The organism is Pseudomonas aylmerensis (genome assembly GCF_001702265.1).
Taxonomy (GTDB): domain Bacteria; phylum Pseudomonadota; class Gammaproteobacteria; order Pseudomonadales; family Pseudomonadaceae; genus Aquipseudomonas; species Aquipseudomonas aylmerensis.
The window spans coordinates 24,087-36,354 of record NZ_MAUE01000013.1; the positions used below are offsets into that span (position 1 = coordinate 24,087).

At 59.7% G+C, this 12,268-nt stretch carries 10 protein-coding genes; 8 read left to right on the plus strand and 2 right to left on the minus strand.

Annotated features, from left to right (window positions below):
• Positions 1-27 precede the first annotated feature (27 nt).
• Both BBG20_RS10855 and BBG20_RS10860 read left to right on the plus strand, forming a co-directional pair.
• Complete coding sequence (locus BBG20_RS10855; RefSeq protein ID WP_065902943.1) at positions 28-2,292, plus strand: putative bifunctional diguanylate cyclase/phosphodiesterase; 2,265 nt, start codon at positions 28-30, stop codon at positions 2,290-2,292.
• Between the two features lie 203 nt (positions 2,293-2,495).
• Positions 2,496-4,673, plus strand: a complete 2,178-nt coding sequence (locus BBG20_RS10860) for a hypothetical protein (RefSeq protein WP_065902945.1) — start codon at positions 2,496-2,498, stop codon at positions 4,671-4,673.
• Positions 4,674-4,709: 36 nt separating this feature from the next.
• Here BBG20_RS10860 and BBG20_RS10865 read toward each other — a convergent pair whose 3' ends face one another.
• A complete protein-coding gene (locus BBG20_RS10865; RefSeq protein WP_065902947.1) occupies positions 4,710-5,801 on the minus strand; it encodes a hypothetical protein in 1,092 nt (363 codons plus the stop codon).
• A 251-nt stretch (positions 5,802-6,052) separates the two neighbouring features.
• Positions 6,053-6,364 carry a DUF2288 domain-containing protein gene (locus BBG20_RS10870; RefSeq protein WP_065902949.1) on the minus strand — a complete coding sequence of 104 codons (312 nt, stop codon included), beginning with the start codon at positions 6,362-6,364 and terminating at the stop codon, positions 6,053-6,055.
• Positions 6,365-6,705: 341 nt separating this feature from the next.
• Between BBG20_RS10870 and BBG20_RS10875 the strand changes: the two genes are divergently transcribed.
• The 6 genes from BBG20_RS10875 (at position 6,706) to BBG20_RS10900 (ending at position 12,266) form a co-directional block, all read left to right on the plus strand.
• Positions 6,706-7,833: a branched-chain amino acid ABC transporter substrate-binding protein gene (locus BBG20_RS10875; protein WP_065902951.1), complete on the plus strand. Its 1,128-nt coding sequence runs from the start codon at positions 6,706-6,708 to the stop codon at positions 7,831-7,833.
• 228 nt (positions 7,834-8,061) lie between these two features.
• Entirely contained in the window at positions 8,062-8,985 is a 924-nt protein-coding gene (livH, locus tag BBG20_RS10880; protein ID WP_017735932.1) for a high-affinity branched-chain amino acid ABC transporter permease LivH, read from the plus strand.
• A complete protein-coding gene (locus BBG20_RS10885; protein ID WP_065902953.1) occupies positions 8,982-10,235 on the plus strand; it encodes a high-affinity branched-chain amino acid ABC transporter permease LivM in 1,254 nt (417 codons plus the stop codon). The genes livH and BBG20_RS10885 overlap by 4 nt, the downstream gene beginning before the upstream one ends.
• On the plus strand, positions 10,232-10,999 hold the full coding sequence (gene livG, locus BBG20_RS10890) for a high-affinity branched-chain amino acid ABC transporter ATP-binding protein LivG (RefSeq protein WP_012722652.1): 768 nt from the start codon (positions 10,232-10,234) through the stop codon (positions 10,997-10,999). Before BBG20_RS10885 ends, livG begins: the two co-directional genes overlap by 4 nt.
• Position 11,000: 1 nt before the next feature.
• Entirely contained in the window at positions 11,001-11,702 is a 702-nt protein-coding gene (locus BBG20_RS10895; RefSeq protein WP_010212366.1) for an ABC transporter ATP-binding protein, read from the plus strand.
• Between the two features lie 258 nt (positions 11,703-11,960).
• A complete protein-coding gene (locus tag BBG20_RS10900) occupies positions 11,961-12,266 on the plus strand; it encodes a BufA1 family periplasmic bufferin-type metallophore (RefSeq protein ID WP_065902955.1) in 306 nt (101 codons plus the stop codon).
• Positions 12,267-12,268 lie beyond the last annotated feature (2 nt).

The window sequence follows — 12,268 nt, forward strand, 5'->3', positions numbered from 1 at the left end:
TGACGTGACTCTATGACGGGACATGCTATGGAATGGCTGGGTCTGCATTTTTTTACCGACCTCCCAGAAAGCGGGCACTTATTACTCAATTGCAGTCATAACCCGTTTCTGGTGCTGCTGGCCTACCTGGTCGCTTGTGCGGCCGGGTTCGGCACGCTGGACATGGCTGAGCGTGTCGGCCATGTCGAGGACCCCACCGCAAGGCGCCATTGGCGCTGGCTCGGCGCCGGTTGCCTGGCCGGCGGGATCTGGTCGACCCACTTCATCAGCATGCTGGCCTTCCAGGCGCCCATCGCCATCCATTACGAATTGATCATGACGTTCGCCTCGCTGCTGATCGCCCTGGTTGCCTCGTTGTTCGCCATGCAGACCCTCAGTCACGCCCATCTGCGCCTGCATCAGTACCTGCTGGCATCGGTGTGGATGGGCCTGGGTATCGCGCTGATGCACTACGTGGGCATGTCAGCCATGCGCTCCCAGGCCCAGGCGTATTTCGAGTCGGGGTTGTTCCTGGCCTCGGTCGCGATTGCCATCGGCGCCAGCTTCGCCGCGCTGTTGCTGTCGAGCTACCTGCGCAACGGCGCCGGCGTGTTTCACCAATTGCTCAAATATGCCGCCAGCCTGGTGCTGGGCGCCGGGATCATCAGCATGCACTTTACCGGCATGGCCGCCCTGCGCTTGATGGTGCCTGCCGGGGCGGACCTGTCCTTGCCGCAGGACAACAACCCGATCCAGCTCGGTTTGTCGGTGGCCGTGATCACCCTGCTGGTGATCGGCAGCAGCATCAGCGCCGCCCTCGCCGACAAGAAGCTGCAGCACAAGGAACGTGACCTGCGCCGGGTCAACGCGCTGCTCAGCGAACTCGACCAGGCCCGCGCCTCGCTGCAGCAAGTAGCCCACTACGATGCACTCACCAGCCTGCTGAATCGCCGTGGTTTCAACCAGATCTTTGCAGAGAAACTCGCGGAAAAAACCGCTTCACAGGGGATGATGGCGGTGATCTTCCTCGATATCGACCATTTCAAGCGCATCAATGACAGCCTCGGGCATGATGCGGGCGACCAGCTGCTCACCGTGCTCGCCGGGCACATCAAGGGCTCGGTGCGCAGCCACGCTGACGTGGTCGCGCGTTTTGGCGGCGATGAGTTCTGCATCCTCATCAGCATTCACAACCGCGACGAGGCTCGGCACCTGGCCCAGCGCATCATGCAGAAGATGAAAGAACCCATCGAACTGGCCGGCCGGCGCATGGTGATGACCACCAGCATCGGCATCAGCCTGTTTCCCGATGACGGCCTGACCTGCGAAGAGTTGCTGAAAACCGCAGACCTGGCGCTGTACCAGTCCAAGGACACCGGGCGTAACAGCCTCAACTTCTTCAGCTCCAACCTGAAAACCCGCGCCTTCCTCGAATTGCAACTGGAGGAAGAACTGCGCGGTGCCCTGCGCACCCGCAATCAATTGGTGTTGTTCTACCAACCGATCTTCGACATGAAGCTGGGCAAAGTCACGCGCCTCGAGGCCCTGGTACGCTGGCAACACCCGCAGCACGGCTTGCTGGCCCCGGATCGGTTTATCGGCATCGCCGAAAACAACGGGTTGATTGCCGAATTGGACCACTGGGTACTGCGCCAGGCCTGTCATGACCTGAGCCTGTTGTCCGACAGGGGTTACACCGAACTGACCATGTCCGTGAACTGCTCCGCGTTGAACCTGGCCCGCGACGAACTGGCGGACGAGATCGAAGACGCGCTGCGTTTCAGCGGGATCGCCGCCAATCGCCTGGAACTGGAAGTCACCGAAAACGCGTTGATGGGCAACATCAGCAGCACGCTGGCACTGCTGCGGCAGATCCGCGCGCTGGGGGTGTCGCTGGCCATCGACGACTTCGGCACCGGCTATTCATCGCTTGCCTACCTCAAGCGCCTGCCGCTCAACACCTTGAAGATCGACCGCTCGTTCATCCAGGACATTCCCAAGTCCACCGCCGATATCGAGATCGTCCAGGCGATTGTCGGCATGGCCCACACCCTGCACCTGCAGGTGGTGACCGAAGGTGTGGAAACCCAGGCCCAGTTCGAGCTGTTGCTCAAGCATGGCTGTGATTTCGTCCAGGGCTACCTGTTGAGCCCGGCGGTGCCTGCCAGCGACATCATCGGCGTGATCCAGGGCATCGACATCCGTAACCCGCTCTACCCTTACAGCGTGGCAGGCACCCAGGAAAAACCGCCAGCGAAAGAGCCCTCCACCGGGCGCCCAAGGTCGACTTCCATCGTCAGGCCAATTCGCTGACGCCTAAACTTTGGCATTTCGCCATCATTTGCCTAAAGAACGCCGACAAACGGCCGATTCATCAGAGTCCGGCCAGGTTTTGCCTGAGCATACAGGGTCAAACCCGATCGTTCCGGACAAGGACGCACTGTAAAGTCGCGAACTCCCATTCCGTGATGGCCCTTTGATTCTTTCCAGCCATCCGCCCAGGCACTTGGCGCACAATGACTTCTAAAAATAACTCTGCCACCGTGGTATCCGACGTGTTGCTCCCAGCTCCTGCGGACAAGCCCTCAGGTTCAAAGTCATTGAGCACCGCGCGCCCGCTGGCCACTCAGCAATACCTGTACTTCACCGAGACCAATACCGACCGCATCCTCGATAACCTCGACGGCCTGCGCGATATGGTGTTCCCACGCCCGCCCCACCTGGAAGGCGACGGCGAACAGCGCAGCGAGCAGGAATTCCCCTCGGTGTGCCTGATCGGCCTGGGCCGTTGCGGTTCGAACATCGCGCTCGACGTGGCGGAGTTGGTGTACAACGCCCGCAAGTTTTACCTCAACGAATTCAGTACCGAAGACAAGACGCTGGACAAGGGCTACAGCCCGGCCCAGTGGATCCGCAACAACCTGCGCCTGGGCAGCGGCAAGGCCAGCAAGCCGGTGTTCCTGGTCGAGCCGCTGGTGATGCTGGGCGATCTGGACAAGGACATCGCCGGGCGCATCCGCTTCTCGCGCAAAGGCGAAAAAAGCGGCTTTTTGCGCGACTACAGCAAGATGAAAATCATGGACCTGTCGGAAGTCCATGCCGGTGGCGCTGGTAACGCGCCGATCCTCGGCCAGTACCTGGCCAAGATCATCCTCAACAAGGATACCCAGCGCTTTTCCAGCCCCGACTGGAAGATGATCCACTCGTACCTGATCGACTCCTGCGGCATCAAGGCCAACCAGTCGCGCCTGTACTTCTCGATCTTCAGCGCCGGCGGCGGTACGGGTTCGGGCATGGCCTCGGAATTCGGCCTGGCCCAGCAGCACTCGTACATGAACAAGACGTTCGACACCAAGCCCGCCGACGAGCACGACAGCAAGAGCGGCCACGCCTTTGTGTTCGAGCCGATCTTCACCAGCGGCATCTGCGTACTGCCGAATATTTCCGATCACCGCAGCGAAATGTCCGAAGCCCTGCACATCAACGCCGGGCGCCTGCTGTGCAAGTACCTGTCGGAAGAATGGGATTTCTCATACAACTTCGCCAATGAAGACAGCAGCGAAGCCAGCGTGAAGGGCCGCATCCGCCCCTGGAACGCAATGATGCTGATCTCCAACGACATCATGCGTTACGCCGAAGAAAGCGATGACGGCAATATCCAGAACATTGACGTCAATGCCATGGAAAAACACGCCAACCAGTACATCTCGCAACAGATCTTCAACATTCTGACGGCCCAGGCGGTCACCACTGACTACGACCAGAACTACTTCCGTCGCGCCGGCATCGACATCGGCGAAACCATTCGCCTGGATGCCAACGACCTGTTCATGAGCCTGGCCGGCCCGGTGGCGATTGCCTACGCAGAGTCCGTGGTCCCGGAAACCCCGGCGCCGACCAACGACAAATTCAAGGTGTTCGAAAAAGAGCCCCAGCGCCTGAACATCGACGACCTGTTCTTCCGCTCCATCGACCTGCCGCATTTCAACAAGGTCACCCAGGCCATCGAAGGCATCAGCCTGCTGCCGATCGAGTCCAAGCGCTACAAAGCGTCCCTGGAGCAGTACAAGAACTCCGGCTACGACGCGGCCGCGCTGCATGACCTGCACTTCTTCAAGAACTGCTCGTCGGTGGTCTCGATCGTGTCCCTGCCCAAGGACTATAAACTGTCCTACATGGACCTGAACCGGCTCAAGACTCACCTCAACAGCCTGTTCCCCAACACCACGCTCAAGCGCTACGCCTTGGTGATCGGTGCATCGGCGAACCTGTCGCTGACCACCCTGATCGCGAAAAGCCCGTGCCTGTCGGATGATTTCCTCACGCTGATCGTGGCCTTTATCAAACGCTGCTTTGCGCGCAACCCGTACCGTTTCGACGACACACTGGACAACTCGATCCTGGACTTCATCATCCACGAGGACTTCGACGAAGACCGTATCGACGAGTTGCTCAACGAGTTCGAAAACCCGGCGAAGATCCTCGATACCAACTGGTACGCGATCAAGCCGATGTATGAGAAGAAGTACCGCGAGTTGATCAACGACAAAGACAAGTTTGTGTCGATCAATGACATTCGCCTGTCGCGCGATTGCGTGAAGAAGGCAATCAAATACCTGCGCGAGATCTACCGTCACCGCATCGGCAAGACCAAGGTTATTTCGCTGAATAACCACACCGGCAAGACTGCCTGAACCGCTGCGACGGCGCCGCAGGGCGCCGTCGCGACATCAGCGGGCCGCGCGCTGGCGCAGGAAGGTAAGGATGACTTGCTCGTCTGCGCGCTTCAGCGGCCGGGGCAACTGCTTGGGCCAGCCTGCACCGTCGGTGCCGAAGACCTTCTGCTGTTCTTCCACGTCCCAGCCAAGAATTTCCTTGAAGGCCGACTCCCACCAGCCGTGTCGACACACGTCGTAGTACGGGTGCTTGGGCGCCGAGCTGCCGTAGAGCAAGTCGCGACCGACCCGCTTCAGGTGTTTGCGCTGATTGCGCAGTTTCCATTTGATCCGCAGCCGCTGCCAAGGGGATGGCACGGGCTTGACCTGCGGCACATCCAGGCAACGCGCTACCAGCTCAGGGCCGAACGCTTCGCCATAGAGACTGAAAAAGTGCGCCTGCATGGCGTGGAAGAAGCGCTTGTCGGCGAAGTAGTGATGGACGAACCTGTTCGCCTCGCGCACCGTCTTGTCGCGCATCGCGAAGGAAATCGCGATCTGCTCGATGGTGTGGATATCGAACGAACCCTGGGTCCACTCATCGATCCAGCGAATCGCGGCCTCGAGCAGCGGCGTGTCACTGGCGCGTACGCCACACAGGCCACTGTTATAGAGCTTGAAACTATTGCCGGCGCAAATGCCATGCGCCTGCAGGTGCTCACCCAACTTGAGGTAGTCGGGGCGCTGGCACACGTAGCTCCAGTCGTATTCGAAGCCATCCATCACATACTGGTCGGGCGCGATGAGTTCGAAGACGCGATGGGGGGATTTGAGGAACAGCGTGTCGGTGTCGACGAACAGGGTCTTGTCCGCCAGCTTCAATCCCTGGGCAATCGCACAGGCCTTGCGGCGGTGGGTGTAGCCGTTGCTTCCCTGCCATCGGGCGAGGGTCTGCTCATCGAGGTGAACGGTTTCGACCGGCCAGCCGGCGAAATCCTGCGGGCGATCGGTCATGACCCGGATGCACAGCGACTCGCCCTGCTTGAGCTGCGCCAGCGCGGTGAGGATGCTGAATTTCGCTTCGCGCCGGTAAACATCCTGATTACCGTAAATGAGGTAAAGCAGTTGCTGCGACGTTTTCTCTAGAGGGGGCAGCGCTGAAGGCATAACGGGCTCCGGATGACAGGCGGCGAACTTTACCGGAATTCGTTGCTTCCTACGCTACGATCTGACAGCTACCCGCTTTATATACACACCGAGAAACAATTCCCGGAGCCATCCAGTGCCAGGAGAACTGTTCCCATGACGTGCGCGTCACCTTGGGCTGTGACCTTTCTTCACGGCAAGATGCCATCACCGCCCTGGCGGTTACTCCGCTACACACTTTTGCAGCGAAACAACACGCACCATTAAGGTGCTTACTTCGCCTGCGCCGCCCTTTCCTGGATCAGTATCCAAGGCGAAACCACCACTGCCCACAAGCCTGGATCGCGCTCCACCAGGTCCAATGCCCGCGTCGCAGACACTTCGCCCAAGCTGCCCGAGGCCAGCCAGGCAGCGACTTTGTCACGGTTATCCTCGGCCATGCCCTCGGCGGCCTCGATCAAATCCAGGCCGGCGTCGACCCACAATAGGGCACCCTTGGCAAAGAACGGTTCAAGCTCCTTCCAGGAAATTTCGGCGGTTTCACCGAGCAGCTTGGCATAGAGGGTGCTAGGTTCTTGCTTCATGGGAATTCACCTGAATAAAAAATCGGCGCAATCATAACGTCGCAGGTCAGGCAGAAAAACCCAGTTGCAAATGAGGCATCGATTGAAAGTGTCAGGAAAGCCAAGGATTGCCCGAGACTCTGGCATCACCCCGCCGCAATTCTGTCTTTTTCTTTCATTTAAGCGACATACCCGGGTTTTGCCCCCAGCAGCCAGCTTTTCAAGCGATCAACCGGCGCTCTACACTGTACCGGTACAGTTGCCAGGGCACTGCCGGGGGGATATCCGAGATATCTGATCCGGTTCTACAGCTCACAAGGCCGCTAGAACTATAAAAAATACAACAGTAAGAGTGGAGCACTATGAATAAGGCTACTAAGCAGATTTCCAAACTGTTTGCCGCTATGGTCCTGGCTGGGGTTGCCGGCCATTCGTTCGCAGCTGACACCATCAAGATTGGTATCGCCGGCCCTAAAACCGGTCCTGTGACGCAATACGGTGACATGCAATTCATGGGTGCCAAGCAAGCCATCGCCGACATCAACGCCAAGGGCGGCGTCGACGGCAAGTTGCTCGAAGCCAAGGAATACGACGACGCTTGCGATCCTAAACAAGCCGTTGCCGTCGCCAACAAAGTGGTCAACGACGGCGTCAAGTTCGTAGTTGGTCACCTCTGCTCCAGCTCCACTCAGCCAGCGTCCGATATTTATGAAGACGAAGGCGTGATCATGATTACCCCGGCGGCCACCAGCCCGGAAATCACCGCCCGTGGCTACAAGCTGATCTTCCGCACCATCGGCCTGGACAGCGCCCAGGGCCCTGCAGCCGGTAACTACATCGCCGATCACGTGAAGCCGAAAATCGTGGCTGTCCTGCACGACAAACAGCAATACGGTGAAGGCATCGCCACCGCCGTCAAGCAGACTCTCGAGAAGAAAGGCACCAAGGTTGCCGTCTTCGAAGGCCTGAACGCCGGTGACAAAGACTTCTCCTCGATCATCCAGAAGCTCAAGCAAGCCAACGTCGACTTCGTCTACTACGGCGGCTACCACCCAGAGCTGGGCCTGATCCTGCGCCAAGCCAAGGAAAAAGGCCTGAACGCCAAGTTCATGGGCCCAGAAGGCGTCGGCAACGACTCCATCTCGCAGATCGCCCAAGGCGCTTCGGAAGGCCTGCTGGTGACCCTGCCGAAATCCTTCGACACCGATCCGGCCAACAAGGCCATTGTTGAAGAGTTCGCCAAGAACAAACAGGACCCAACCGGTCCATTCGTATTCCCGGCCTACTCGGCCGTTGAAGTGATCGCCGGCGGTATTGCCGCTGCGAAGAGCGAAGACACCGCCAAAGTGGCAGCCGCCATCCACGCGGGTACCTTCAAGACACCTACTGGCGAGCTGAGCTTCGACGCCAAGGGCGACCTGAAGGACTTCAAGTTCGTGGTCTACGAATGGCACTTCGGCAAACCAAAAACCGAAGTTTCCCCTCAGTAAGCCAGGCGTTACTGGTCAACAAGCCCACTGTGAGAGCAGTGGGCTTTGTTTTACGAGGTTTATGGGCCTGTCACCCGCGATCCGGGCGCTGGCTCACCTGAAAATCTTAAAACCGTCACCAGCGGTTCGCTGGCAAACGCTTTGTGCAAATGTGCTCATAGAACACAGCACAGGGCCGGAACATGACTCCACCAGTGAAATGCGTATCGGGTTTTTAGGAGCGCTGTAATGCCTGAGATCTATCATTTTTTCCAACAGCTGGTTAATGGCCTGACCATTGGCAGCACCTATGCCTTGATAGCCATTGGCTACACAATGGTTTACGGCATCATTGGAATGATCAACTTCGCCCATGGCGAGGTGTACATGATTGGTTCCTACGTGGCCTTCATCGCCCTTGCCGGGCTGGCCATGATGGGTATCCACTCACTGCCGCTGTTGATGACCGCCGCGTTCATCGCGTCGATCGTCGTGACCAGTGCCTATGGCTACAGTATCGAGCGGGTTGCCTACCGTCCCTTGCGTGGCAGCAACCGTCTGATCCCGCTGATTTCCGCTATCGGCATGTCGATTTTCCTGCAGAACACCGTATTGCTGTCCCAGGACTCCAAGGATAAATCCATCCCCAACCTGATCCCGGGGAGCATCTCCTTCGGTCCGGGTGGCGCGGAAGAAGTCCTGATTTCCTACATGCAGATCCTGGTCTTCGTCGTCACCCTGGTGGCCATGCTGGGCCTGACCCTGTTCATCTCCCGCTCCCGTCTGGGGCGCGCCTGCCGGGCCTGCGCCGAAGACATCAAGATGGCCAACCTGCTGGGCATCAACACCAACAACATCATCGCCCTGACCTTCGTCATCGGTGCCGCACTCGCGGCAGTGGCTGCCGTGCTGCTGAGCATGCAGTACGGCGTGATCAACCCCAACGCCGGTTTCCTGGTAGGCCTCAAGGCCTTTACCGCGGCGGTATTGGGCGGCATCGGCAGCATTCCGGGCGCCATGCTCGGCGGGCTGGTGCTGGGTGTGGCCGAGGCCTTTGGCGCCGATATCTTCGGCGACCAGTACAAGGACGTCGTGGCGTTCGGCCTGTTGGTTCTGGTGCTGTTGTTCCGTCCGACCGGCATCCTGGGCCGTCCGGAGGTTGAGAAAGTATGAGCAGATATCTTAAATCGGCGTTTTTCAGCGCCTTGCTGGTGTGGGCCGTGGCCTTCCCGGTACTCGGCCTCAAGCTGAGCATTGTCGGCATCAACCTCGAAGTGCATGGCACCGGCCCCGTGACCCTGACCATCATTGCCCTGTGCTCGGTGCTGATGTTCCTGCGCGTGCTGTTCACCCAGCAGGTCGGCGCCCTGTTCAAGCGCGACCGTGGCCCACTGGTTTCGCCCAAGGTCAGTCAATTCCTGACCCTGCCGCGCACCCAGCGCTACATCATCATTGCCTTGATCATCGCTGCGCTGATCTGGCCGTTCTTCGGCTCGCGCGGTGCGGTCGACATCGCGACCCTGATCCTGATCTACGTGTTGCTGGGCCTGGGCCTGAACATCGTGGTGGGCCTCGCCGGCCTGCTCGACCTGGGTTATGTGGGCTTCTACGCCGTGGGTGCCTACACCTACGCGCTGCTCTCGCATTACCTGGGGTGGAGTTTCTGGATCTGCCTGCCCCTGGCGGGTATGGCCGCGGCTACGTTCGGCTTCCTGCTGGGCTTCCCGGTCCTGCGCCTGCGCGGTGACTACCTGGCCATCGTGACCCTGGGCTTCGGTGAAATCATCCGTCTGTTCCTGCGTAACCTGACCGATATCACGGGCGGCCCCAACGGCATCAGCAGCATCCCCAAGCCTACGTTCTTCGGGCTGTCGTTCGACCGCACCGCAGCCGAAGGCATGCAGACCTTCCACGAGTACTTCGGGATCGACTACAACCCGGTGAGCAAAGTGGTGTTCCTGTACCTGGTGGCGCTGTTGCTGGCATTGGCCGCCCTGTTCGTGATCAACCGCCTGCTGCGCATGCCGATCGGTCGCGCGTGGGAAGCGCTGCGCGAAGATGAAATCGCCTGCCGGGCCCTGGGCCTGAACCCGACCATCATCAAGCTTTCCGCGTTCACCCTGGGCGCCGCGTTCGCCGGTTTTGCCGGCAGCTTCTTTGCCGCGCGCCAAGGCCTGGTGACCCCGGAGTCGTTCACCTTCATCGAGTCGGCGATCATCCTCGCCATCGTGGTGCTGGGTGGCATGGGCTCGCAACTGGGCGTGATTCTGGCGGCGATCGTGATGATCCTGCTGCCGGAAATGATGCGTGAGTTCAGCGAATACCGCATGTTGATGTTCGGCGCCATGATGGTGCTGATGATGATCTGGCGACCTCAAGGCTTGCTGCCCATGCAACGTCCACACATGGAGCTGCGCAAATGAGCCGCGAGATCCTGAAAGTCGAAAACTTGAGCATGCGCTTCGGCGGCTTGCTGGCGGTCAACGGCGTGGCCCTGACCGTGAAAGAGAAACAAGTGGTGGCGCTGATCGGCCCGAACGGCGCCGGCAAGACCACGGTGTTCAACTGCCTCACCGGTTTCTACAAGCCGAGCGGCGGCAGCATCCTGCTGGACGGCCAGCCGATCCAGGGCCTGGCCGGTCACGAGATCGCCCGCAAGGGCGTGGTGCGGACCTTCCAGAACGTGCGGCTGTTCAAGGACATGACGGCGGTCGAGAACCTGCTGATCGCCCAGCACCGTCACCTGAACACCAACTTCTTCGCCGGCCTGTTCAAGACCCCGGCGTTTCGCAAGAGCGAGCGCGAGGCCATGGAGTACGCCGAGTACTGGCTGGACAAGGTCAACCTGACCGAGTTCGCCAACCGCCCGGCGGGCACCCTCGCCTACGGTCAGCAACGTCGCCTGGAAATCGCCCGCTGCATGATGACCCGCCCGCGGATCCTGATGCTCGACGAACCGGCGGCCGGCCTCAACCCCAAGGAAACCGAAGACCTCAAGGCGCTGATCGGCGTGTTGCGTGAGGAAAACAACGCCACGGTGCTGTTGATCGAACACGACATGAAACTGGTCATGAGCATTTCCGACCACATCGTGGTGATCAACCAGGGCACGCCGCTGGCCGACGGGACGCCGGAGCAGATCCGCGACAATCCTGAAGTGATCAAAGCCTATCTGGGGGAAGCGTAAAATGCTGCAATTCGAAAACGTTTCCACTTTCTACGGCAAGATCCAGGCCCTGCACAGCGTCAACGTGGAAGTGCGCCAAGGGGAAATCGTCACGCTGATCGGCGCCAACGGCGCCGGCAAATCGACCTTGCTGATGACCCTATGCGGTTCGCCGCAGGCCCACAGCGGCAGCATCCGCTACATGGGTGAAGAGCTGGTGGGCCAGCAGTCGTCGCAGATCATGCGCAAGAGCATTGCGGTCGTGCCGGAAGGCCGCCGTGTGTTCTCGCGCCTGACCGTCGAGGAGAACCTGGCCATGGGCGGGTTCTTCACCGACAAGGGCGATTACCAGGAGCAGATGGACAAGGTGCTGCACCTGTTTCCACGGCTCAAGGAACGCTTCAGCCAGCGCGGCGGCACCATGTCCGGCGGCGAGCAGCAAATGCTCGCCATCGGCCGTGCGCTGATGAGCAAACCCAAGCTGCTGCTGCTCGACGAGCCTTCCCTGGGCCTGGCGCCGATCATCATCCAGCAGATCTTCGACATCATCGAACAGCTGCGCAAGGACGGTGTGACGGTGTTCCTGGTGGAACAGAACGCCAACCAGGCGCTGAAGATCGCCGACCGTGCCTACGTGCTGGAGAACGGCCGGGTGGTGATGCAAGGTACCGGCGAGCAGCTGCTCACCGATCCAAAGGTGCGTGAGGCGTACCTGGGCGGTTAAGAGAAGGTTGCGGTAGCAACCGGATCAAAAATGTGGGAGCGGGCTTGCCCACGAATACGCTGGACCAGCCAAGTATCTAATGGCTGACACAGCGCATTCGTGGACAAGCCCGCTCCCACATTTGCTTTGTGTGGTGCCTGAATGTTGCCAAGCCTGAAATTATTTTTGCTGGGTTTGTAACGAATTCCCCCCCAACATCTCTAGTGGTACAAGCAGGCACTCAAGCCCGCCAACTCAACCCACTGCTGGAGATTCATCATGACCACCACTACCCGCTCGCTGTCCGCCGCTACCCTCGTCCTGGCCCTGGGTTCTGCCTTGAGCCTGTCCGCCCTGAGCACCACTGCCCACGCCGCCGACGACATGCAGAAATGCTTCGGTGTCGCCGAGGCCGGCAAGAACGATTGCGCCGCAGGCGCTGGCACATCCTGCGCCGGCACCTCGAAAGTCAAAGACCAGGCCAACGCCTGGAAACTGGTACCGGCCGGCACCTGCGCCAAAACCCCAAGCTCCACCTCGCCGACCGGTTTCGGCCAGGAAGCTGCCTTCACCGCCAAGTCCTGAAA